19 protein-coding genes are annotated in these 21969 nt (G+C 68.0%); 7 read left to right on the top strand and 12 right to left on the bottom strand.

Features of this window, described 5'->3' with window-relative positions; genetic code table 11:
* Positions 1-1006: 1006 nt before the first annotated feature.
* From ligA to RXV90_RS00720, 3 genes are all read left to right on the top strand, one after another.
* Complete coding sequence (gene ligA, locus RXV90_RS00730) at positions 1007-3151, top strand: NAD-dependent DNA ligase LigA (RefSeq protein WP_316646311.1); 2145 nt, start codon at positions 1007-1009, stop codon at positions 3149-3151.
* Positions 3148-5244 carry an ATP-dependent DNA helicase RecG gene (recG, locus tag RXV90_RS00725; protein WP_316646755.1) on the top strand — a complete coding sequence of 699 codons (2097 nt, stop codon included), beginning with the start codon at positions 3148-3150 and terminating at the stop codon, positions 5242-5244. The genes ligA and recG overlap by 4 nt, the downstream gene beginning before the upstream one ends.
* Positions 5245-5355: 111 nt before the next feature.
* Positions 5356-5478, top strand: coding sequence for a hypothetical protein (locus RXV90_RS00720; protein ID WP_316646310.1), 123 nt, complete (start codon positions 5356-5358; stop codon positions 5476-5478).
* A 287-nt stretch (positions 5479-5765) separates the two neighbouring features.
* Here the strand turns inward: RXV90_RS00720 and RXV90_RS00715 are convergent, their stop codons facing one another.
* Together RXV90_RS00715 and hemB are read right to left on the bottom strand one after the other, a co-directional pair.
* Positions 5766-6326 carry a lipid-binding SYLF domain-containing protein gene (locus RXV90_RS00715; RefSeq protein ID WP_316646309.1) on the bottom strand — a complete coding sequence of 187 codons (561 nt, stop codon included), beginning with the start codon at positions 6324-6326 and terminating at the stop codon, positions 5766-5768.
* 123 nt (positions 6327-6449) lie between these two features.
* Complete coding sequence (gene hemB, locus RXV90_RS00710) at positions 6450-7451, bottom strand: porphobilinogen synthase (RefSeq protein ID WP_316646308.1); 1002 nt, start codon at positions 7449-7451, stop codon at positions 6450-6452.
* Positions 7452-7583: 132 nt separating this feature from the next.
* On the opposite strand from hemB, the gene RXV90_RS00705 reads away from it, so the two are divergent.
* Together RXV90_RS00705 and mfd are read left to right on the top strand one after the other, a co-directional pair.
* Entirely contained in the window at positions 7584-8108 is a 525-nt protein-coding gene (locus RXV90_RS00705) for a component of SufBCD complex (RefSeq protein WP_316646307.1), read from the top strand.
* A gap of 9 nt (positions 8109-8117) precedes the next feature.
* Entirely contained in the window at positions 8118-11591 is a 3474-nt protein-coding gene (gene mfd / locus RXV90_RS00700; protein WP_316646306.1) for a transcription-repair coupling factor, read from the top strand.
* A 211-nt stretch (positions 11592-11802) separates the two neighbouring features.
* On the opposite strand, the gene RXV90_RS00695 is transcribed toward mfd, so the two are convergent.
* The 10 genes from RXV90_RS00695 to RXV90_RS00650 form a co-directional block, all read right to left on the bottom strand.
* Positions 11803-12348 (bottom strand): peroxiredoxin-like family protein, encoded by a 546-nt coding sequence (locus tag RXV90_RS00695; RefSeq protein ID WP_316646305.1) that lies wholly within the window; start codon positions 12346-12348, stop codon positions 11803-11805.
* Positions 12345-13574 (bottom strand): MFS transporter, encoded by a 1230-nt coding sequence (locus tag RXV90_RS00690; protein WP_316646304.1) that lies wholly within the window; start codon positions 13572-13574, stop codon positions 12345-12347. Before RXV90_RS00690 ends, RXV90_RS00695 begins: the two co-directional genes overlap by 4 nt.
* Positions 13571-14215, bottom strand: coding sequence for a DsbA family oxidoreductase (locus RXV90_RS00685; protein ID WP_316646303.1), 645 nt, complete (start codon positions 14213-14215; stop codon positions 13571-13573). The genes RXV90_RS00690 and RXV90_RS00685 overlap by 4 nt, the downstream gene beginning before the upstream one ends.
* Positions 14212-15714: a class I adenylate-forming enzyme family protein gene (locus RXV90_RS00680; protein ID WP_316646302.1), complete on the bottom strand. Its 1503-nt coding sequence runs from the start codon at positions 15712-15714 to the stop codon at positions 14212-14214. The genes RXV90_RS00685 and RXV90_RS00680 overlap by 4 nt, the downstream gene beginning before the upstream one ends.
* Before the next feature lie 96 nt (positions 15715-15810).
* Entirely contained in the window at positions 15811-16047 is a 237-nt protein-coding gene (locus RXV90_RS00675; RefSeq protein ID WP_316646301.1) for a hypothetical protein, read from the bottom strand.
* Positions 16048-16152: 105 nt separating this feature from the next.
* Positions 16153-16269, bottom strand: a complete 117-nt coding sequence (locus RXV90_RS00670; RefSeq protein ID WP_316646300.1) for an entericidin EcnA/B family protein — start codon at positions 16267-16269, stop codon at positions 16153-16155.
* Between the two features lie 3 nt (positions 16270-16272).
* Complete coding sequence (locus RXV90_RS00665; protein WP_316646299.1) at positions 16273-18087, bottom strand: extracellular solute-binding protein; 1815 nt, start codon at positions 18085-18087, stop codon at positions 16273-16275.
* A gap of 198 nt (positions 18088-18285) precedes the next feature.
* Positions 18286-19512 carry an MFS transporter gene (locus RXV90_RS00660; RefSeq protein ID WP_316646298.1) on the bottom strand — a complete coding sequence of 409 codons (1227 nt, stop codon included), beginning with the start codon at positions 19510-19512 and terminating at the stop codon, positions 18286-18288.
* A 57-nt stretch (positions 19513-19569) separates the two neighbouring features.
* Entirely contained in the window at positions 19570-20016 is a 447-nt protein-coding gene (locus RXV90_RS00655) for a hypothetical protein (protein WP_316646297.1), read from the bottom strand.
* A 34-nt stretch (positions 20017-20050) separates the two neighbouring features.
* A complete protein-coding gene (locus RXV90_RS00650; RefSeq protein WP_316646296.1) occupies positions 20051-20476 on the bottom strand; it encodes a hypothetical protein in 426 nt (141 codons plus the stop codon).
* A gap of 181 nt (positions 20477-20657) precedes the next feature.
* On the opposite strand from RXV90_RS00650, the gene RXV90_RS00645 reads away from it, so the two are divergent.
* Both RXV90_RS00645 and RXV90_RS00640 read left to right on the top strand, forming a co-directional pair.
* Positions 20658-20921 carry a hypothetical protein gene (locus tag RXV90_RS00645; RefSeq protein WP_316646295.1) on the top strand — a complete coding sequence of 88 codons (264 nt, stop codon included), beginning with the start codon at positions 20658-20660 and terminating at the stop codon, positions 20919-20921.
* Positions 20922-21002: 81 nt separating this feature from the next.
* On the top strand, positions 21003-21965 hold the full coding sequence (locus tag RXV90_RS00640; RefSeq protein ID WP_316646294.1) for a homocysteine S-methyltransferase family protein: 963 nt from the start codon (positions 21003-21005) through the stop codon (positions 21963-21965).
* The last annotated feature ends 4 nt before the right edge of the window (positions 21966-21969 follow it).

The following is a 21969-nucleotide window of genomic DNA, read 5'->3' as shown; positions in this document are numbered from 1 at the left end:
GGAGCGGTTTGAGGGAGGTGTCGGTTCCGGGGCCCTGGGAGCGGTTCGGGAGTGACGGGGCGCAGGTTTATCTGTCGCGGGCACGATGGCGCTTCGGGGCCCTGGGAGCGCTTCGGGAGTGACGGGGCGCGGGGGGGGCTGTCTCGGGAGATACGGCGTGCCGGATGCGTGCGTGTGCTTGCGGGAGAGTGGCCGGGCGGGTGCGGCTTGGTGTCGGTTCGGCTGCTTTGGGCGGGGGATCTTTCGGGGGGGTGGGGGTTATGGCTGTTGGATGGAGGCGTGGGCTTCGGGGGGGCGGGCGCGGTTCGAAGGTCGGGCGCGCGAGGGGTCCTGACTTGGGGTGAAGCGCGTCGGTGGCCTGTGGGTGTTTGCGGTCGGGAGGCCGGCCGCATGCGGCGGGGCGGCCTTCCGGAAGGGCGGGATCCGGTGCGTGGGGGAGCGTGGCGTTCGGCGGGCCGGGTGTGCTTCGGAGGGGCGGGCTTTCCGGCCCCGACCGCTGTGGCGCGCAGGTGACGCGCGCGGCTGCGGGAGAGAGGCGCGGCGTTGGGGGATGCGGAGGTGGCGGGGGCCGCCCCGTCTGCGTCGGGCTCCGGGGGCTTTGTCGAGGCGCCGTCGCGATTGGCCGGGTGGCGCGGGTTTGCCACCGTGTCTGCCGGGGCCCCGTGCAGGCGGCGAGGGGCAGCGCCATGCAGAGCTGTCGGGGGATCTCTGTCGGGGAATTCTGTCGGGGACAACTGCCGGGTGGGTCGGCTGGCCGGCCGCGGGAGGGGGCGCTGCCCCCGGCCTCGCGGGGCGCGAGGCCTCCCCCGGGATATTTCGGGCCACATGAAGGGGCGGGGGTGGCGCCCGGGACGGGCGCGGGCCGGGCTGGTGCCCAGGGGAGATTCGGGGGGAGATTCTGGGGGAGATCGGGGGGATCGGGGCCTCTTCTGCCTGCGAGGCCCGATTCTCCCGCCCCGCGGCTGGACGGGGGGGCGGGAGGCTCCTAACACTTCATCCGCGGGAAATGACGGAGGCCGGAGTGGCAGGCGGGCAGAAAGACGAGCGGGATCCTTCGGAGCTGACGCCGGAGGCGGCGGCGGCGGAGCTGGAGCGGCTGGCCGCCGTGCTGGGGCGGGCGAATGCGGCCTATCACACCCATGACGCGCCCGAGATCAGCGATGCCGAGTATGATGCGCTGAAGCGGCGGAACGCGGCGATCGAGGCGGCGTTTCCGGATCTGAAGCGCGCCGACAGCCCGACCGACCAGGTGGGGGCGGCGCCCGCCTCGGGCTTTCAGAAGGTGCGGCACCGGGTCAGGATGCTGTCCCTTGGCAATGCCTTCGACGATGCGGATGTGGCGGATTTCGACCGCTCGGTGCGGCGGTATCTGGGGCGCGAGGCGGCGCTGGGCTATACCGCAGAGCCGAAGATCGACGGGCTTTCCCTGTCCCTGCGCTATGAGGGCGGGGCGCTGGTGGAGGCCGCGACGCGGGGCGACGGGGCGGAAGGCGAGAACGTCACGCGGAACGCGCGCACGATCGGGGATATTCCCGGGACGCTTCGGGATGCGCCCGAGGTGCTGGAGGTCAGGGGCGAGGTGTATATGAGCCACGCCGATTTCGAGGCGCTGAATGCGCGGCAGGCGGAGGCGGGGCAGAAGACCTTCGCGAACCCCAGGAACGCCGCGGCGGGATCGCTGCGCCAGCTTGATGCGGAGATCACGGCGGCGCGGCCGCTGCGCTTTTTCGCCTATGCCTGGGGGGAGGTGAGCGCGCCGCTGGCCGAGACCCAGATGGGGGCGATCGAACGGCTGGGGGCGCTTGGCTTCGTGACGAACCCCCTGACGCGGCTGTGCGAGGGGATCGAGGAGATGCTGGCCGTCTACCGCGCGATCGAGGCGCAGCGCGCGACGCTGGGCTATGACATCGACGGGGTGGTTTACAAGGTGAACGATCTGGGGCTGCAGGGGCGGCTCGGCTTTCGGTCGACGACGCCCCGCTGGGCGATCGCGCACAAGTTTCCCGCCGAGCTGGCCTGGACGCGGCTGGAGGCGATCGACATCCAGGTGGGGCGGACGGGGGCCCTGAGCCCCGTGGCGCGGCTTCAGCCGGTGACGGTGGGGGGCGTCGTCGTGTCGAACGCCACGCTGCATAACGAGGATTACATCGCGGGGCGGGATGCCACGGGCGCGCCGATCCGGGACGGCAAGGACATTCGCGTGGGCGACTGGGTGCAGGTCTACCGCGCGGGCGACGTGATCCCCAAGGTGGCGGATGTGGATCTGTCGCGGCGGCCCGGGGGGGCAGTGCCTTACGTCTTTCCCGAGACCTGCCCCGATTGCGGATCGGAGGCGGTGCGGGAGCCCGGGGATGCGGTGCGGCGGTGCACAGGCGGGCTGATCTGCCCCGCGCAGGCCGTCGAGAAGCTGAAGCATTTCGTGAGCCGGGCGGCCTTCGACATCGAGGGCCTGGGGGCGAAGCAGGTGGAGCAGTTTCATGGCGACGGGTGGATCCGGGAGCCTGCGGATATCTTCACGCTGGAGGCGCGGTACGGGCCGGGGAACTTGACGGAACTGAAGAACCGCGAAGGCTGGGGCGCGAAATCGGCGGAGAACCTCTTTGACGCGATCGAGGAGCGGCGGACCATTCCGCTCAATCGGGTGATCTTCGCGCTTGGGATCCGCCATGTCGGAGAGGCCGCCGCGGGGCTTCTGGCGCAGCATTACGGGACCTGGAAGGCCTTCGAGGCCGCCGTGACGGCGGCGGAGGTGGGCCGGGGCCCGGAATGGGAGGATCTGATCGCGATCGACGGGGTGGGGCAGGTGATGGCCGCCTCGCTTGTCACCTCGATGCAGCAGGAGGCGGAACGCGCCTCGATCGACCGGCTGATCGCCGAGCTTGAGGTGACGGAGGTGCGCCGGCCCGACACCGAAGGCAGCCCGGTGGCGGGGAAGACGGTTGTCTTCACCGGCACGCTGGAGCGGATGACGCGGGCCGAGGCGAAGGCCCGGGCGGAGGCGCTGGGGGCGAAGGTTGCGGGTTCGGTTTCGGCGAAGACGGATCTGCTGGTGGCCGGGCCCGGCGCCGGATCGAAGGCGAAGAAGGCCGCCGAGCTTGGCATCGAGACGATCGACGAGGACGGGTGGTTTCGCCTGATCGGGGCGGAATGAGCGGGGGCGGGCGGCCCGAGATCCTGTTTCCGCTGTTTGCGGATCTGACGGGGCTTGAGGGTGTCGGCCCGAAGACGGCGCAGGCGCTGGAAAAGGCGGGGATCGCCACGCCGCGCGACCTTCTGTTCACGCTGCCCTATGCCGTTGTCGACCGGCGGCGGCGCGAGACGGTGCAGGGCGCGGCCCCGAACCAGGTGGTGACGGTGGAGGTGGAGGTGGGCCGGCATGTTCCGGCCGCGCGGAAGGGGCGGCCCTACCGCGTGGAGGTGACGGATGCGGGCACGACCTTTCAACTTGTCTTCTTCCATGCGCGCGAGGACTGGCTGATGCGGCAATTGCCGCCCGGGGCGCGGCGGGTGGTGTCGGGGAAGCTGGAGCTGTTCGACGGGGTGGCGCAGATCGTGCATCCCGATCACATGCTGCTGCCGCATGAGGCGGAGGCGATCCCGGAATTCGAGCCGGTCTATCCGCTGACCGCCGGGGTGAGCCAGCGGGTGATGGGGCGCGCGGCGGCAGGCGCGCTTCATCGCGCGCCGGAGCTGGCGGAATGGATCGACCCCGCGCTTTTGGCGCGGGAGGGCTGGCCCCGCTGGCGGGAGGCGGTGGAGGCGGCGCATGCGCCCGAGGGCCTGGGCGATGTGAGCCCGGATGCGCGGGCGCGGCAGCGGCTGGCCTATGACGAGTTTCTGGCGCACCAGCTGACGCTGGCGCTTGCGCGGGCCGCCGCGCGGCGGGCGAAGGGCGTGGCGACGGTGGGCACTGGTGCGCTGAAGGCGCGGGTTCTGAAGGCGCTGCCCTACGAGATGACCGGGGCGCAGGCGCGGGCGGTGGCGGAGATCGAGGCCGATATGGCCGATCCGACGCGGATGAACCGCTTGCTTCAGGGGGATGTGGGATCGGGGAAGACGCTGGTGGCGTTCCTTGCCCTGCTGACGGCGGTGGAGGCGGGCGGGCAGGGCGTAATCATGGCGCCCACCGAGATCCTCGCCCGGCAGCATCTGGAAAGCCTGGGGCCGCTCGCCGAGGACGCCCATGTGGTGATCGAGATCCTGACCGGGCGCGACAAGGGGAAGGAACGGGCGGCGAAGCTGGCGGCGCTGGCGGCGGGCGATATCCGGATTCTCGTGGGCACCCATGCGGTTTTTCAGGGCGATGTGGCGTTTCACGACCTGCGGCTGGCGGTGATCGACGAACAGCACCGGTTCGGTGTGGCGCAGCGGATGGAGCTGGGCGCCAAGGGGCAGGCGGCGGATGTGCTGGTGATGACGGCGACGCCCATTCCGCGATCGCTGAGCCTGGCGCAATACGGGCATATGGACCTGTCGGTGCTGGACGAGAAGCCGCCGGGGCGGACGCCGGTGAAGACCGCGCTTGTGTCCGCCGGGCGGCTGGACGAGGTGGTGGCGCATCTGAGGACGGCGGTGGCCGAGGGGCGGCAGGCCTATTGGGTGTGCCCGCTGGTCGAGGAAAGCGAGGTCGTCGACATGACGGCGGCGGAGGAGCGGTTCAAGCAGCTGAGGGCCGCTTTGGGCGAAGGCGTCGTGGGGCTGGTGCACGGGCAGATGCCCCATGCCGAGAAGGATGCCGCGATGGCGCGGTTCGTCGCCGGCGAGACCAAGGTTCTGGTCGCGACCACGGTGATCGAAGTGGGGGTGAACGTGCCCAATGCGACGATCATGGTGATCGAGCGGGCGGAGAGTTTCGGGCTGGCGCAGCTGCACCAGCTTCGGGGGCGCGTGGGGCGGGGGGCCGGGGCCTCGACCTGCCTTCTGATGTACCAGCCGCCCCTGAGCGAGGGGGGCAAGCGGCGTCTTGAGATCCTGCGCGAGACCGATGACGGGTTCCGCATTTCCGAGGAAGATCTGGCGATGCGCGGCGCGGGCGACGTGATCGGCACCGCGCAGTCGGGCCTGCCGGTGTTCAGGATCGCGAATGTGGAGCGGCAGACCGGGCTTCTGGCCACCGCGCAGCGCGATGCGCGGGCACTTCTGGAGGCGGACCCGCGCCTGACGAGCCCCCGTGGAGAGGCGGCGCGCGTTCTTCTGTGGCTGATGGAGCAGGACAAGGCCATTCGTTTGATTTCAGTGGGTTAGCCCAGTCAATCTTAATTTGTTCGCAAATGTTCTTAAAAAGTTCTTTACAGGTTTCGGCGGATATGAGAACAAAGGAGCAACAAAGACAGCCCCCGCCAAGGACCTGCCCCGATGATGAATGATCTGAAATCCGCCGTTATCCGCCAGCATGGTGCGCTTCTGGCCGACTTTGCCGGCGTCGCCGCGCTGGCCGTCGTCTTCGTCGTTGCCCTGCACCTGCCGGGGATGATGTAACGGCCCGTTCTGCCTGCGGTCTGTCGTACCGGTCGCGCTTCCCTGTCCCATTCCATGAAGCGCCCAAGGATCTGACGGCGTCCTGTCCCTGCCAAGGATCCGAGCCCGGGTTTCCCACCCTTCTGACCGAACCGATACAGACACGCCACTTCCGCCGCCTCCCGAGAGGGAGTGCGGCGGATTTTTTTATCCGTACCAGTGAATTACGCCGCGCAATTGCCGTGCCGTGCGGGGGCTGAAGGCAATTGCGCGGCGGGCCCCGGGTGACGCGCCGAGGGAGGCGCGCGTCAGGGGATGATGCGGTTGTACTTGGTGCCTTCGACGGAGGCGCCGGCGAGAAGCCCGGCCTGCCCGAAGACCACCGCGATGACCGGCGACAGCGCCGTGGTGGTTTCGGCCGAGATGTTTTCGCCCCGGTTCGAGACGGTGTATTCGATATCGGCCCCCGCGGCCCAGCCGGGCGAGGAGCGGAAATCGGCCAGCGCCTCTTCCGTCATGAAGTAGAGCGCGTGGGCGTATTGCTGGGCGCCGATCTGGAGGCCGAAGCTGGCCTGGGTGGCGGAGTAGTAATCGACGGTCACGTCGTTCACCCGAAGCGCGCCGCGCCCGTAGCTTCCGCCGATGCCGAGCCCGGCCTCGGTGATCAGCGGCATCACCAGCATGCCCACCGATTTTTCACGCAGGTCGCGGGTGGCGGGCGAGGTGCTTTCCAGGAAATTCAGCGTGGAATCGACGCGGGCGTCGATGATCTGGGCGCCGTTGGAGCCGACGCCGTTGCCGCAGGCCGCCGCGAGGAGGACGGATGAGAGAGCGCCGAAGGCGACGCCGCGGCGGGTGATGCGTGTCATGGGGAAATCCCTTATCTTGCCTGTTTTACCTCAGAATCCGGCCTTATCTGGCCAATGCCACAAAGTATAGCGGTTTACCTTGCGGGTGTCATTAGTTCTTGTGTGTTGCCGCCCTGCCGCGGCTTAGGCTTTGCGCGCGTTGAGAATTCTCGCCATGGCCGGCGCGAAATAGGTGAGAATCCCGTCGCAGCCGGCGCGTTTGAAGCTGAGGAGGCTTTCCTCCATCACCTTGTCGCCGTCGAGCCAGCCATTGGCGGCCGCGCCCTTCAGCATCGCGTATTCGCCCGACACCTGGTAGGCGTAGGTGGGCGCGCCGAAGGCATCCTTCACGCGGCGGCAGATGTCGAGATAGGGCATGCCGGGTTTCACCATCACCATGTCGGCCCCTTCGCGGAGGTCGCGTTCGACGAGGCGCAGCGCCTCGTCGCCATTGGCCGGGTTCATCTGGTAGGTTTTCTTGTCGCTCTTGAGCGCGCCCGAGGCGCCCACCGCATCGCGGAACGGCCCGTAGAAGGCGGAGGCGTATTTGGCGGCGTAGGAGAGGATCGCGACGTTGACGTGGCCGTCGTCTTCCAGCGCGGCGCGGAGCGCGCCGATCCGGCCATCCATCATGTCGGACGGCCCGAGGATGTCGGCGCCCGCCTCGGCCTGGGCGCGGGCCATCTTCACCAGCGCCTCGACGGTTTCGTCATTCACGATGATGCCGTCGCGCACGAAGCCGTCATGGCCGTCGATGTTGTAGGGGTCGAGCGCGATATCGGTCATCACCGCGATTTCGGGGACTTCGGCCTTGATCGCGCGGATCGCGCGGTTCGTCAGGTTGTCGGGGTTCCAGGCCTCGGCGCAATCGGCGGTCTTCAGCGAGGGATCGGTGTAGGGAAAGAGGCAGATCGCGGGGATGGCGAGCGTCGCGGCCTCTTCGGCGGCGCGCACGATGCGATCGACGGTGAGCCGTTCGACGCCGGGCATGGAGGGGATCGCGGTGGTTTCGTTTTCGCCGTCGCGGACGAAGACGGGCCAGATGAAATCATCCACCGAGAGCGTGTTTTCCGCTGTCAGCCGCCGGAGCGCATCGGAGGATTTGGTGCGCCGGAAGCGCGTATTTGGAAACGATCCGGTGGTCATCGGCCTGTCCGTCCCTGAAGTGTCGTTTCCAAACGACTGTCATGGAAAGAGCGAGCCCTCAAGTATGGTCTTCCAGATGTGTGCGCGATAGGGTCCGCCAACCTCGGCAAGCGGGCAGGGCAGTTGGCGACTTTGGACTGGTATCAGACCGTATTCGAGCTTATCGACCTGCGGTCTTTTTCGAACCTCTGGTACTGGATTGCGCTGGCCGTCCTGTGGTCGACCTCGAGCCACTGGATTCTGGGCGTGCCGTTCGACCTGGTGCAGCGGGCCTCGCGCTATGGCGGCGAGGCGGAGACGGATCTGAACGACCTGGTGCGGATCAACGTGAACCGGATCCTGTACCTGATGACCTCGACCGGGACGGGGGCCACCGGGTTCATCGCGCTGGTTCTGGCGATGCTGGTGACGCTTGGCTTCTTCTACAGCTATGAATTCGCGCAGGCGACGTTCTTTCTGGTGGCGCCGATGAGCCTGATCGGGGCGCTGAACGTCTGGACGGCGCGGAAGATCCGGGCGACGGAGGCGGCGGGTGCGGCGCTTTACACGCTGATGTGGCGGCACCGGCGGATCGTGCAGGGCATGGGTGTTGTCTGGATCTTCGTGACCGGAGTCTGGGGAATGAGCCGGAACATGCTTGTGACCGGGCCGTTCTAGACAGGGACCATGGGGGACAGAGCGCATATCACGGTCTCCGGCGTGCCGGAGGGCTTCGACGCCCGCATCCTGATCGATGAACTCGACCGGGGGGCGGGGGCCGTCGTGCATGTGGCGCGCGACGACAAGCGGATGGCGGCGATGCACGAGGCGCTGGCGCTGTACCGCCCCGACCTGGCGGTGATGCGCCTGCCGGGCTGGGATTGCCTGCCCTATGACCGGGTGTCGCCCAACCCCGATATCTCGGCCGCGCGGATGGCGACGCTTGCGGGGCTGGCGGCGGGCGGCCTGAAGGGGTTCGTTCTTCTGACGACGCTGAATGCGGCGATGCAGCGGGTGCCGGCGCGCGAGGTCTTGCGCGAGGCGTCTTTCGCCGCGCGGGTGGGGGACCGGATCGACGAGGCGGGGCTGCGCGCCTTCCTGGTGCGGATGGGGTTTTCGCAGGCGCCGACGGTGACGGAACCGGGCGACTACGCGATCCGGGGCGGGATCATCGACATCTACCCGCCCGGCGAGGCGGGGCCGGTGCGGCTGGATCTGTTCGGCGATGTGCTGGACGGCGCGCGGCGGTTCGACCCGGGCAGCCAGCGGACGACCGAGGCGCTTCAAAGGGTGGAACTGGCGCCGGTGAGCGAGGTGATCCTCGACGAGGCGGCGGTGACGCGGTTTCGGCAGAATTACCGGGCCGAGTTCGGTTCCGCCGGCACCGACGACCCGCTTTACGAGGCGGTGAGCGCGGGGCGGAAACATGCGGGCGCCGAGCACTGGCTGCCGTTCTTTCACGAAAAGCTCGAGACGGTGTTCGACTATCTCGACGGCGCGACGGTGGTTCTGGACGACCAGATCACGGCGCAGCGCCTGTCGCGGTGGGAGGGGATCGCCGACCAGTATGATGCGCGGCGCGAGGCGCTGAAATCGAAGTCGAAGCATGACACGGTGTACAAGCCCGTGCCGCCGGGGCTTCTGTACCTCGACGATCCGGCCTGGATGGCGGCGGTGGCCGATGCCCGCGTCGTGCAGCTTGCGGTCAGCCCGCAGCCCACGGGGCCCGGTGTGACGGACGCGGGCGGGCGGCTGGGGCGCGATTTCGCGCCGGAGCGGCAGCAGGAGAATATCAGCCTTTTCAGTGCGCTGGCTGCGCATATTCAGGCGAAGGCGGGCGACGGGCCGGTGGTTGTTGCCAGCTATTCGGAGGGCGCGCGGGAGCGGCTTGAGGGCCTTCTGGAAGATCAGGAGATCGTGGGGGCGACGCCTGTCCGCGATTTCACGGAAGTGGGGCCCGAGGGCCTGCACCTGATGATCTGGGGGCTGGAGCAGGGCTTCGAAGGCCCCCTGAAGGACGCGCCCGGCCGGCGGCTGACGGTGATATCGGAACAGGATGTGCTGGGTGACCGGCTGATCCGGAAGACGCGGCGGAAGCGGCGGGCCGAGAACTTCCTGACCGAGCACCAGAGCCTGAGCCCCGGCGACCTGATCGTGCATGTCGATCACGGGGTGGGCCGGTACCAGGGGCTTGAGGTGGTGACCGCGCTTGGCGCGGCGCATGAATGCCTGCTGCTGGAATATGCGGGCGGCGACCGGCTGTACCTGCCTGTCGAGAATATCGAGCTTCTGTCGCGCTACGGCCATGAAGAGGGGCTGCTTGACCGGCTGGGCGGTGGCGCCTGGCAGGCGAAGAAGGCGCGGCTGAAAGAGCGGATCCGCGAGATCGCGGACCGGCTGATCCGCGTGGCCGCCGAGCGGCATTTGCGGAAAGGCCGCATCTTCGAGCCGCCCGACGGGATGTGGGAGGCGTTTTCGGCGCGGTTCCCCTACGAGGAAACCGAGGATCAGCTGTCGGCCATCGAGGATGTGATGACCGATCTGGCGAGCGGCACGCCGATGGACCGGCTGATCTGCGGTGACGTGGGCTTCGGCAAGACGGAAGTGGCGATGCGGGCGGCGTTTGTCGCCGCGATGTCAGGCGTGCAGGTGGCGGTGATCGCGCCCACGACGCTTCTGGCGCGGCAGCATTTCAAGACTTTCGCGGAGCGGTTCCGGGGCTTTCCGGTGAACGTGCGGCCCCTGTCGCGGTTCGTGTCGGCACGGGATGCCGCGAAGACGCGCGAGGGGCTGGCGGATGGTACGGTCGATATCGTGATCGGGACCCATGCGGTTCTGGCCAAGCAGGTGAAGTTTCGCGACCTCGGCCTTCTGATCATCGACGAGGAGCAGCGATTCGGGGTGACGCACAAGGAGCGGCTGAAGGAGCTTCGCTCGGATGTGCATGTGCTGACGCTGACCGCGACGCCCATTCCGCGCACCCTGCAACTGTCGCTGACCGGGGTGCGGGACCTGTCGATCATCGGGACGCCGCCGGTCGATCGCCTGGCGATCCGGACCTATGTGAGCGAGTTCGACACGGTGACGATCCGCGAGGCGCTTTTGCGCGAGCATTACCGGGGCGGGCAGTCGTTTCTCGTCTTGCCGCGGATCGCGGATCTGGCGGAGATGGAGGAATTCCTGCGCGAGGAGGTGCCCGAGGTCACCTTCATCTCGGCCCATGGGCAGATGGCGGCGGGCGAGCTCGATGACCGGATGAACGCCTTCTATGACGGCAAGTACGATGTGCTTCTGGCGACGACGATCGTGGAATCGGGGCTCGATATCCCGACCGCGAACACGATGATCATTCACCGGGCGGATATGTATGGCCTCGCGCAGCTCTACCAGATCCGGGGGCGCGTGGGGCGGTCGAAGACGCGGGCCTATGCGTACCTCACGACGAAGCCGCGCGCGAAGCTGACGCAGACCGCCGAAAAGCGGCTTCGGGTTTTGTCGTCGCTTGACAGCCTCGGGGCGGGGTTCACGCTGGCGAGCCAGGACCTGGACATTCGCGGGGCGGGGAACCTTCTGGGCGAGGAACAGTCGGGGCAGATCAACGAGGTGGGCTACGAACTGTACCAGTCGATGCTGGAGGAGGCGATCGCCAAGATCCGGTCGGGCGAGATGGAGGGCCTGACCGAGATGGACGGGCAGTGGGCGCCGGTGATCAACCTGGGCGTGCCGGTGCTGATCCCCGAAGATTATGTGCCGGATCTGGATGTGCGGCTGGGGCTTTACCGGCGCTTGTCGGATCTGACGACGAAGGTGGAGCTGGAAGGGTTCGCCGCCGAGCTGATCGACCGGTTCGGGAAGCTGCCGAAGGAAGTGAACACGCTGCTTCTGGTGGTGCGGATCAAGGCGGAGTGCAAGAAGGCGATGATCGCGCGGCTCGATGCCGGGCCGAAGGGCGCGACGATCCAGTTTCACAACGACAAGTACCCCAATCCGCAGGGGCTGGTGGTTTTCATTCAGAACCAGCGGGGGCTGGCGAAGGTGAAGGACAACAAGATCGTGGTGCGGCGGGACTGGAAGAAGGACAGCGACAAGATCAAGGGCGCTTTCGCGATCGCGCGGGATCTGGCGGGGTTCGCGAAGGGCGCGGAGAAGCAGGGGCGGTGAGCCCGTGCAATGGCCACAGCGCCAAGCCTTGGCCAGCGCGAATAGCGGCGCAGCCGCCGCGCAATCGCCAGACCGCCCCATCGGTCTGGCGATAGGATGAGGCTGGGCGCGCCGTCTCCACGAAGCCCTGACACTGCGGGATAAAGCACATCGAACAGCCGTCCGGGCCGCCAGCCCGCGGTCTGGCGATTGCGCGGCTTGTTTGTGACGATCAGAGATCGCCGGTGTAATGCCCGCGCGCCGGATAGTTCTTTTCGATCGCGAAATCGATGGCGCCCAGGATGTCTTCGAAGGGCGGGCGGGCGAAGGGCATCGTCTGGAGCGAGAGGTAGTAGAGCGAGCGGTCGGGCTCAACCAGCAGGAGCGCGGGTTCGATGAAGAGATCGGGCTCTTCGATCCCGATCGACGTCTTGCCGCGCGAGGTGGAGGTATAAAGCCCCCAGTCGTCGCGCGCCGCCGTGAGCGGCAGGTCGTAGGCGATGGGGAGACCCTGGGCCGCGACTTCCTCTGCCATGGCCTCCGCCCGGTCGGCCCCGTCCGACGAGATCGCGACGGGCCGGATGCCGCGGCGGTCGAATTCGGGCAGGAGGGCGGCGAGCGCCTTCAGCTGTTTCTGGCAGAGCGGGCAGTGGAGGCCCCGGTAGAACAGCAGCATCGTGCCGTTCGCGCCGTGATCGGCCGACAGCGTGAAGGTGCCGCCCCCGGTGGTGGGAAGGCTGAGGTCGGGCACCGGCTGGCGCGGGAGAAGACGGGTCATGGCAGGGCTTCCTTGATCGGGGTTGGTTCGGGATCCTTCAGACCCGAGGCGATGACGAAAGCCGCGCCCGCGCAGATCGCGATGCCGATCGCGACCGAAAGCGGCGTGCCGTTGAAGGTGAGGCCCAGCGGCACGGCGACGATCACCGCCCCCACCGTCGACATGGAGCCGAGGATCGAGGCCGTCATCCCCGCCATGTGCCCCATGGGCGTCATGGCGATGGCGTTGATGTTGCCGATGGTGAGGCCGAGCACGGTGAAGTTGACGGCGGCCCAGGCGACATAGGCGTAGAGCGCCCAGGGCGCGTTCCAGGGGGCGGAGAGGGAGACGAGGATCATGAGGATGGCGGCCCCGGTCTGGACCGCGAAGGCGGTGAGCGCCACGCGGCGCATGCCCCAGATCATCACGAGCTTGGCGTTGGCGAAATTGCCCATGGCGCCGATGACCGAGATCAGCATGAACCACCAGTGGAATTTGTGGCCCTGCCCGAAGGTCACGTCGAAGATCGGCTGGGCGGTGACGAGCACCGAGAAGAGCGCGCCGAAGGTGAGGATCAGCGACAGGAGGCAGAGCCGGACCATGGGGTTGGCGATCACCTCGAGAAACCCGTCGCGGAGCTTCGCGGGGCGGAACGGGCGGCGGGCCGGGAGAGTGAGGGTTTCGGGCTGGCGGAGCGAGAGCCAGATGACCGAGATCGCCGAGAACACGATGAAGGCGAGGAAGATCGCGCGCCAGCCCGCCATCGCGATGATGCCCGCGCCCATGGCGGGGGCGAGCGCGGGGACAAGCGTGAAGACCATCATCATCAGCGAGACGAGTTGCGCCATTTCGCGGCCTTCGAACTTGTCGCGGATGATCGCCATGGCGGCGATGCGCGGGCCCGAGGCGCCGAGCCCCTGAAGGACGCGGGCCGCGAGGATCAGTTCGAGCGAGGCCGCCTGCCAGGCGAGGAGGGCGCCGAGGATATAGAGGAGCGCACCGCCCGCGATCACGCGCCGCCGCCCGAAGGCATCGGCCATGGGCCCGCTGAAGAGCGTGCCGACGCCGAGGCCGAGCACGAAGCTGGTGACGATGAGCTGCGCGAGGTTCGGAGCACCCGGCGTCAGTTCCGCCGCGATTTCGGGCAGCGCGGGCAGCATCGCGTCGATCGAAAACGCGATGGTCGAGAAGAGCATCGCCATCAGCGCAATGAATTCGGGCTTGGAGAGAGCGCGGTCGGTCGTCATGCGACCCCGTCGGCGTTTTCCCCAAGCTCCTCGATCACGCGGGCCCAGAGATCGGGGGGCTGGGCGCCCGGGACGACATGCTGATTGGCGACGACGAAGGTGGGCACGCCGGTGACGCCGCGGGCGCGGGTGTGGGCGTCGCGGGCCTGGATATCCTCGGCATCGGCGTCGCTGGAGAGAAGCCGTTCGATCATCGCGCGGTCGAGGCCGACGCTTTCGGCGATGTCGAGGAGGACGGCGTGATCGCCGATATCGCGGCCCTCCTGGAAATAGGCGCGGAAGAGGGCGGAGACGGCGGCCGTCTGCCGCCCTTCGAGCCCGGCCCAGTGGATCAGGCGGTGGGCGTCGAGCGTGTTGGGCGTGCGGGCGATGCCTTCGAAGTTGAGGGTGAGCCCCGCCGCTTCCGCCGCCTCGGCGATGCGGGCATAGACCGAAACGGCCTGGTCGCGGCCGCCGAATTTCGTTTCGAGGTATTCGCGCCGGTCCATGCCCCCTTCGGGCATGTCGGGGTTAAGCTGGAACGGATGCCATTCGATTTCGAAGGGGTGATCCGGGTGCGCCTCGAGCGCGCGGTCGAGATTGGCCTTGCCGATATAGCACCAGGGGCAAATCGGATCCGAAAGGATATCGAGCTTGATCATGTCCTGGCCTTCCAGCCGTCCCGAAGGGCGCGGCGATTGAGTTTTCCGGTCGCCGTGCGGGGGAGCGCGTCGAGACGCTCATAAAGACGCGGGCGTTTGTAGGCGGCGAGCCGGGCGGCCATGTGGGCCTCGAGCGCCGCCATGTCGGGGGCGGCAGCGCTTTGAAAGAATGCGGCAATCACCGATGTCTCGGCCCTTACCGTGACCGGCATGACGGCGCAATCGTCGATGCCCGGAAAGCTGCGCAGAACCGCTTCAACTTCCTGTGGGCTGACGCGGACGCCACCGGCGTTCATCATGTCATCGGCGCGGCCGAGATAGGTGATGGCGCCCGTTTCGGACATTTCGGCCATGTCGGCGGTGACGTACCAGCCGGTTCGCGCAAGCGGCGGATCGCCCAGGTAGCCGAGCATGAGGCCCGGGTCGGTTGCGTCGATGGCCAGCCGGCCGGGGGTGCCGCGCGGGGCGGGCGTGCCGGCCTCGTCGAGAATCGCGATGCGGCGGCCGGGCTGGGCCTGGCCGAGCGTGCCCGGCGGGGCGGGGCGGCCGGGGGCGCCCGAGAGGAAGGTGGAGCATTCGCTCATCCCGAAGGCTTCGTAGATCGGGCGGGCGGTGGCGGCGTTCCAGGCCTCGCGGAGCGTGTCGGAGAGTTTTTCGCCCGCCGACAGCCCGTGGCGGAGGGTGGGCAGATCGAGGGGCGCGCTGGATGCGAGGAGGCGGCGGTAATGCGCCGGGGCGCCGGCGAAGATCGTCACGTCGTGGCGGCGGAGGAGGAGGGCGAGGGCGCGCGCGTCGGTGCCGGGCGCGGGGATCAGCGCGGTGGCGCCCGCCGCCCAGGGATCGAGGAGACCGGTGCCGAGCGTATAGGTCCAGTTGAAGGCGCCGGGGTGGAGGATGCGGTCATCCGGGGTGAGGCCGTACCAGCCCGCCCACATCATGCGGCGGGCGTGGATCGCGCGGTGGGCGTGGAGGACGGGTTTCGACCGGCCTTCGGTGCCGGAGGTGAAGACGATGTAGCCGGGGCGGTTCGGGTCGCCCCTGTGCGGGGGCGGGGCCGGGGCGTCGTGGCGGAGGTTCGAGATGGGGAGGATCGGGGCCGCCCGGTCGGGCAGGGCGAGGGCCGGATCGTTGAGGATGAGCGCGGGGGATGTGAGGGCGAGGGCCGCAGCGATTTCCGGCGGCGTCCAGGGTTCGGGGATGAGGACGGGAACCGCGCCGATCCAGGCCGCGGCGAGGAAGGCGACGGGCAGATCGGGGCTGTTCGAGAGCCGCAGCGCGACACGGTCGCCCGGGCCGATGCCCCGGGCCGCGAGATGGGCGGCGGCGGAGGTGACGGCGGCGGAGAGGCGCGCGTAACTCCACCGGTCCGCGCCCGAGACGCGCAAGACGGCCAGGGCGATCTTGTCGGGCCGGTCCCCGGCCGGGGCCAGCACGTATTCCGCAAGGTTGAAGGGGGCGGGGCAGGCCGGTGGCGGCCCCTGATCATCGATCGACAGCATGGGAGCGCGATGGTGGCCCCGATCGCCGGGGCTGGCAAGCCAGAGGCGCGCGGCGCGGGCGCCGCTGGCAATGCGATCCGGGTGGCGGCGGCTGCCTCAGGCGGCGGCGGCGCCTTTCGCGGCATCCACCTTCGCGGTGATCCGGCGGATCCAGGTGTCGATCACATCCGCCGCCTCGGCCAGCGTCAGATCGTAGGACGTCGACAGGTAGTGGGCAAATTCCGCCCGGTCCCCGGCGATGGCGACGACTTTTTCGCCGTGGAGTTCGGGCCAGTGGGCCATGATGTCGTCGGCGAAATCGTTCCAGGCGGTTTGAATATCGGTCCAGGTCATCGGCAGCCTCCCAAGGAATGCCGGGAAGCCTGCACGGCAGGTGTAAACAATCCGATAAGATCGGTCGGGTCGGTTTTCGTTAACCCGGGGCGGCCCGGCCCCCGGTCATAGGGCCGCGCGGACCTTGCGGGCGCCGCCCGAGATATCCTCGCCCATCCCTTCGACGGTGGCGCATCCGGCCACGGCGAAACCGAGGAACACGATCAAGAGAAAACGAAGCATGGCCTACTCCTCATACCACCAGAGTTCGGGCTGGAAGCCGAGCCAATCCCCATAGATCGGCAGGGTCGAGGGATAGCGAAGCTCTTTGGCATGGGCAAGACGCGCGACCGGATCGAACCAGATCGGGATGACGTAGCGCCCCGAGATCAGCGTGCGGTCGAGGGCGCGGGTGGCGGCGAGGAAATCTTCCTGGCTGGTGGAATTCAGAAGCCTGTCGATCATCGCGTCGATCGCGGGGCTTTGCACGCCCATCCAGTTGCGCGACCCTTCGGTTTCGGCGGCTTCCGATCCCCAGTAGAGCGCCTGTTCGTTGCCCGGCGAAAGCGACATGCCGCGGGTGTACCATGTCATGTCGAAGTCGAAGACCTGGGTGCGTTCCTTGTATTGCGCGGGATCGGCGATCGACAGCGTGGGCGTGATGCCGAGGCGGGCGAGCGCGGACGTGTAGATATCGACGATCTGCTGGGGTTCGTTGGCGCCCTGCTGGAGCAGGATTTCGAAGGCGAAGGGGGTGCCGGAGGCGTTTTTCAGGACACCATCCTGAACCGTCCACCCGGCCTCTTCCAGAAGCACGAGCGCCGCGCGGATGTTGGCGCGGTTCCTTTCGCTGCCGTCGGAGACGGGGAGGGTGTAGCCCTCGAGCGCGCCGGGCAGGAGGCTGTCGGCGAAAGGTTCGAGGAAGTCGCGCACGCGGCCCTCTGCCGGACCCGGGCGCATGCCGAGGACCGAGTTCGAGAAGTACGAGGTGATGCGGGGGCGGGTGTCGCCGTTCAGCGTCTGGTTGATGAATTCGTAGTTGAAGGCGTGGATCATCGCCTCGCGCACGCGCCAGTCCCGGAAGACCGGGCGGCGGGTGTTCATGACAAGCCCGGTGATGCCCGAGGGGCGCTGGTGCGGGATCACCGATTTCACCACGTCGCCGCGCTGGACGGCGGGGAAATCGTATTGCGTATCCCATTTCTGGAGGTTGGTTTCGCGCATGGTGGTGAGTTCGCCGGCCTTGAACGCCTCGAACATCACGTTGCCGTCGCCGTAGAATTCCATCCGGATCTCGTCGAGATTGGCCTGGCCGCGCATGAAGGGGATGTCCTTGCCCCAGTAATCGGGGTTGCGTTTGAGCGAGACGAAGCGGCCCGCCTCGTAATCGTCGATCACGTAGGGCGCGGTGGTGATGGGGATGATGTCGATCCCCGACTCGGCGAAATCGATACCCTCCCACTGGGCTTTCTTCAGGATCGGGCGCATGCCCATGATGAGCGCAAGCTCGCGGTCGGGTTCGGAGAAGGTGAAGCGGACGGAGCGGGGGCCGGTGATCTCGGCCTTGGCGACCTTTTCCCAGGAGCCGACGTAGCGGGGGTGGCCGACGGTGCCGAGGGTTTCGTAGGACCAGAGCACGTCTTCCGCCGTCACCGGGCTGCCGTCAGAGAATCGCGCCTCTTCGCGGATCGTGTATTCGACGAAGGAGCGGGCCTCGTCGGTCGTCACCGATTCGGCGAGGAGGCCGTAGAGCGTGAACGGCTCGCCATAGGAGCGGCCCATGAGGCTTTCGTAATTCAGGAAGCGTAGCTGCCAGGGCACACGGCCTTTCAGGATGTGCGGGTTGAGGCTGTCGAAGCTTCCGACCTCGCCCTGCACGATGCGCCCGCCCTTGGGGGCGTCGGGGTTCGCATGCGGCAGAGACACAAAATCCGGTGGGAGGGCGGGGTCGCCATACATAGCTATGCCATGGGCCGGCTCCTGCGCCATGGCGGCGCCCGCGACGGAGAGGCACAGCGCGGTGGCGGCGCCGGCGAGAGTGGAGAAAAAATCTGTTCGCATTTTGTGGACAATTCCTCTGCTCGTTATGCCCTTTGGGCGAAAGCGTAGTCGGGGACTCGTGGGTTTTCAAACTTTTAGCTTGGCCGTGGGCGAGTGCTTGCGTATAAAGGGGGCACTGCTCGATAGGTTTCTTGCCTGTATGAAACCTGCCTCAATAACTTAACGCCCGCCTCGTGCGGGCGTTTTTTTTGGGCCCTGTCAGGCCGGGGCGAGGCGGCGCCGGGTGAGCAGGAGAATCGTCACAACGATGCCGATATTGAGCACGTTCCAGGCGATCCCGTGCAGGAACGCCATGTCGTAGCTGCCGGTCGCGTCGTAGATCCAGCCCGAGGCCCAGCCGCCCACCGCCATACCGACGATGGTGGCGAAGGTGACGGAGCCCACGCGCGCCCCCGCCTCGCGCGCCGGCATGTATTCACGCACGACGATCGAATAGGAGGGCACGATGCCGCCCTGGCTGAGCCCGAAGACCAGCGAGACGACGTAAAGCGAGGTGAGCCCGCCCGCGGGCAGGTAGAGAAAGAGCGCGATGCATTGCAGGACGGAGCCGGTGAGCAGCGTCAGGATGCCGCCGATTCTGTCGGCCAGGAAGCCCGAGACGAGGCGCGAGGCGACCCCGCCCAGAAGCATGAGCGAGAGCATTTCGGCGCCCACCGCGGGGCCGAAGCCCAGATCGGCGCAAAGCGCCACGATATGCACCTGGGGCATCGCCATCGCCATGCAGCAGGCCACGCCCGCGACGATGAGCATGAGCTGAAGCTGGGCGGGGGCGAGCCCGGTGGCGCCGCGCCGGGCGGCGGCGGCGCTGTCGGCGCGGGCGGTGGCGGCCTCGGAAATCCGGCGGCGCAGGACGAGGGAGAGCGGGATGGCGAGCGCCGGTACGATCACCGCGAGCGCCACATAGACGCCGCGCCAGCCATAGCTGTCGAGGAGGCCCGAGAGAAGAAGCGGCCAGATCGCGCCGGAGAGGTAGTTGCCGCTCGCCGTGATCGCGACGGCGATACCGCGCCGGCGCATGAACCAGTGCGAGATATCGGCGATGAGCGGCCCGAAATTCGCCGCCGCGCCGAAGCCGATGGCGCCATGGAGCGCGATGAGCGCCCAGACCGAATGGGACAGGACCGCGAGCGTATAGCCTGCGGACATGAGCGCCGCCGTGGCGATGATGCAGGGCGTGATGCCGTAGCGGTCGACCCAGCGGCCGATCGCGAGGCTGCCGATCGCGAAGCCCGCCATGCAGGCGGTGTATGGCAGCGAGGCGGTGCCCCTGTCGATCCCGAACTCGGCCTGCATGTCGGGCAGGATCACGATCACCGCCCACATGCCCACGTTGCCGACGCAGGCGACGAGAAGCGTCACCGCGAGGCGGAACCACGCATAGCGGGTATCGTGCAGATCGTGATCGGGGCTGTCGGCGGGTGTCATGGAGGACGCTTACACCCGGGCGGGGCGGCGGAACAGGCGGATTCTTTCCCGCGCCGCTCAGCCCGTCCTCCAAAGTCGGGCAAGGGCGGAAAGGGACAGGCGGAATACCCCCGCCGCGAGGGCGCCCGCGAGGAAGCCGTAGGGGAAGATCAGCACGTCGTAGACGAAGATGTGGCGCATGTGCGGGGCGCTGAGCCACAGGCTTGTGCCCGAGATCGCGGCCTGGGCCACGAGGCCCGTCGCGATCATGAGCGGGAGAAGTCCGTCGGGGAAAGGCCGCTGGCGGCGGCGGTTGGCCATGACCGCAAGCGGCAGGAGAAGCGCGGCGGGCGGAGACACGTAGAGCACCGATATGGGCATGAGGCAGAGCCATGCGCTGACGTCACAGCCCCAGGGGGCGAGCCGGAACGAGCCGAAGACGTAGAGCAAGGACAGGAGGGCGGTCAGGAGGCCCGCGCCGATATGGTGCCGGGTGGAGGCGGGCGTGCGCTGCGGCGGGGTCATCGCGATGCGCCCGGGGATACGAGAGAGGCCGGGCTCACGACAGGGAGACCCGGTTGCCGAGGCTGGTGAGCGCCGCGTAGGCCAGGGGCGTCAGGCAGAGGGTGAGCGGCCAGACGCGAAGATCCCGTCCGACGGCCCGTTCCAGAAGGCGTGCACCGGTGAGGATCGCCACGGCCAGCGTCGAGGGCAGGCTGAAGAAAAAGACGGTCAGGTTGAACTCGTTCGGGGCACCCAGAAGAAACACCTCCCAGCCGGAACAGGCCGTGAGGATCGGCCCGGCAAGGACGAGTGCGCCGATGCCGCCGGAGATCAGGCCCACGGGCCAGGCGAAGCCGAAGGCCGCCGGGAGGGAACAGGAGCCGTCGACCGCATAGGCGCAGAACACCCCGGCGAACCCGGCGAGCAGGCTGGCCAGCGTCAGCAGAAGCCAGGTTCGGAGAAGCGGCATCGCTGTCGACATTCTACCCGTTCTGTTCATCGTCCCCGGGGCACAGCCTAGCGCGGCTGGATGACGGAACTGTGGCAGATCCTGTATCCCCGCGCGCAAGCGCCACAGGCGACGTGGGCCACGGCGCGTATCTTCGGGGCAGACGGTGCCCCGGGAAAGGACGTCGCGTGACATGTGACGGGCAGACGGCCGTATGGAACGCAATGGTGATGGAGGCCGATCCGGCCATGTGCCCGCCGTGGGACGAGCGGCGGCCATTGCCTGCCGGTATTTGGGAAGCGCGAACAATGGCGGGCTGAATGCGTTTCCGTCCCGGTCCCATGATCTCGATGCGGGGGAGGTGCTGGACGCAATCGTCACTCTCGGCGCGGCAGAGGCGGCGGACCAAAGCCTTCTGCGGGTGCTGGAGGCCCATACCGGGCGGCATATCGGGTATTATTCCGACCTGGCCGGCTGAGGGCGGGCCTCGCCGGCGCCCGAAGGGGCGACAGGATCGCCCGATGCCCCTATGCTTCCCTGAAAACAGGGGGACAGAGACATGACCGATGCGGCAGCGCTTCCGCAGCTGGATGGCCGGCTGATGACCTGCGGGGGCGGGTTCGAGACCTGGCTGCAATATATCGACGGGTTCACGCTGCGCCATTTCTGCGCGTTCGAGCTTCTGGACGACGACCGGGGGCGGGCGTGCCTAGAGGCCTATCACCGGAAGCTGGTGGAAGCGGCGGTGGCCAACGGGTTCGGCGTGATCAACGAGGGGCTGCACTACCGGACGAGCCGGGACTGGGGGGAGTTGATCGGCTATTCGCGCGAGGGGCTGGCCGAGATCACCGCGCGCGGCATCGAGTTCTACCGCGACATTGCGCGGGACTATCACAGCGAGGCGACGCCGATGGTGATCGGCGGCTGCGTCGGCCCCAGGGGCGACGCCTATGACACGGGCCGGGTGGAGGATGCGGCGGAGGCCGAGGACTATCATTCCGAGCAGATCGTGACGATGCGCGATGCCGGGGCCGAGATGGTTTCGGCCTGGACGTTTTCGAATGTCGAGGAGGCGACGGGGTTCGCCCGCGCGGCGGAGGGGGCGGGGATGCCCTGCATGATTTCCTTCATCGCCAAGGGCGGGCGGCTGAATGACGGGGCGACGCTGGAGGAGGCGGTGGGGCGGATCGACGACGCGACCGGGGGGGGGCCGTTGTACTATGCCGTGAACTGCGCCCATCCGACGGAATTCGCGCCGGGGCTGGGGCCAGGCGGCTGGATGGACCGGCTGGGAGGCTTCATGCCGAATGCCGTGGCGATGGAGCTTCTGTCGCTGTGCAGCCTCGGGCATCTCGAGGACGGCGACCCCGAGGAGCTGGGCGGCCAGATGGCGGCGCTTGCGGCGCGGTTTCCCCATATCAATGTCTGGGGCGGGTGCTGCGGCACCGATGCGCGCCATATCGCCGAGATCGCGCGGCAGGTGCGCGCGGTGCGGGACGGGGCGGCGGTGGCGGCGTCGTGAGGCG

It is taken from the genome of Ovoidimarina sediminis, from assembly GCF_032586175.1.
Lineage (GTDB): Bacteria > Pseudomonadota > Alphaproteobacteria > Rhodobacterales > Rhodobacteraceae > Ovoidimarina > Ovoidimarina sediminis.
Note: the sequence above shows the minus strand (reverse complement) of the source record. Positions and strands in the feature narration are given on the sequence as shown.

What these genes read in the sequence shown, in the direction of transcription:
- ligA (WP_316646311.1), top strand. Translation starts at nt 1,007, where the DNA reads ATGACGGAGGCCGGAGTGGCAGGCGGGCAGAAAGACGAGCGGGATCCT.
- recG (WP_316646755.1), top strand. Translation starts at nt 3,148, where the DNA reads ATGAGCGGGGGCGGGCGGCCCGAGATCCTGTTTCCGCTGTTTGCGGAT.
- RXV90_RS00720 (WP_316646310.1), top strand. Translation starts at nt 5,356, where the DNA reads ATGATGAATGATCTGAAATCCGCCGTTATCCGCCAGCATGGTGCGCTT.
- RXV90_RS00715 (WP_316646309.1), bottom strand. Translation starts at nt 6,326, where the DNA reads ATGACACGCATCACCCGCCGCGGCGTCGCCTTCGGCGCTCTCTCATCC.
- hemB (WP_316646308.1), bottom strand. Translation starts at nt 7,451, where the DNA reads ATGACCACCGGATCGTTTCCAAATACGCGCTTCCGGCGCACCAAATCC.
- mfd (WP_316646306.1), top strand. Translation starts at nt 8,118, where the DNA reads ATGGGGGACAGAGCGCATATCACGGTCTCCGGCGTGCCGGAGGGCTTC.
- RXV90_RS00695 (WP_316646305.1), bottom strand. Translation starts at nt 12,348, where the DNA reads ATGACCCGTCTTCTCCCGCGCCAGCCGGTGCCCGACCTCAGCCTTCCC.
- RXV90_RS00690 (WP_316646304.1), bottom strand. Translation starts at nt 13,574, where the DNA reads ATGACGACCGACCGCGCTCTCTCCAAGCCCGAATTCATTGCGCTGATG.
- RXV90_RS00685 (WP_316646303.1), bottom strand. Translation starts at nt 14,215, where the DNA reads ATGATCAAGCTCGATATCCTTTCGGATCCGATTTGCCCCTGGTGCTAT.
- RXV90_RS00680 (WP_316646302.1), bottom strand. Translation starts at nt 15,714, where the DNA reads ATGCTGTCGATCGATGATCAGGGGCCGCCACCGGCCTGCCCCGCCCCC.
- RXV90_RS00675 (WP_316646301.1), bottom strand. Translation starts at nt 16,047, where the DNA reads ATGACCTGGACCGATATTCAAACCGCCTGGAACGATTTCGCCGACGAC.
- RXV90_RS00670 (WP_316646300.1), bottom strand. Translation starts at nt 16,269, where the DNA reads ATGCTTCGTTTTCTCTTGATCGTGTTCCTCGGTTTCGCCGTGGCCGGA.
- RXV90_RS00665 (WP_316646299.1), bottom strand. Translation starts at nt 18,087, where the DNA reads ATGCGAACAGATTTTTTCTCCACTCTCGCCGGCGCCGCCACCGCGCTG.
- RXV90_RS00660 (WP_316646298.1), bottom strand. Translation starts at nt 19,512, where the DNA reads ATGACACCCGCCGACAGCCCCGATCACGATCTGCACGATACCCGCTAT.
- RXV90_RS00655 (WP_316646297.1), bottom strand. Translation starts at nt 20,016, where the DNA reads ATGACCCCGCCGCAGCGCACGCCCGCCTCCACCCGGCACCATATCGGC.
- RXV90_RS00650 (WP_316646296.1), bottom strand. Translation starts at nt 20,476, where the DNA reads ATGTCGACAGCGATGCCGCTTCTCCGAACCTGGCTTCTGCTGACGCTG.
- RXV90_RS00645 (WP_316646295.1), top strand. Translation starts at nt 20,658, where the DNA reads ATGGAACGCAATGGTGATGGAGGCCGATCCGGCCATGTGCCCGCCGTG.
- RXV90_RS00640 (WP_316646294.1), top strand. Translation starts at nt 21,003, where the DNA reads ATGACCGATGCGGCAGCGCTTCCGCAGCTGGATGGCCGGCTGATGACC.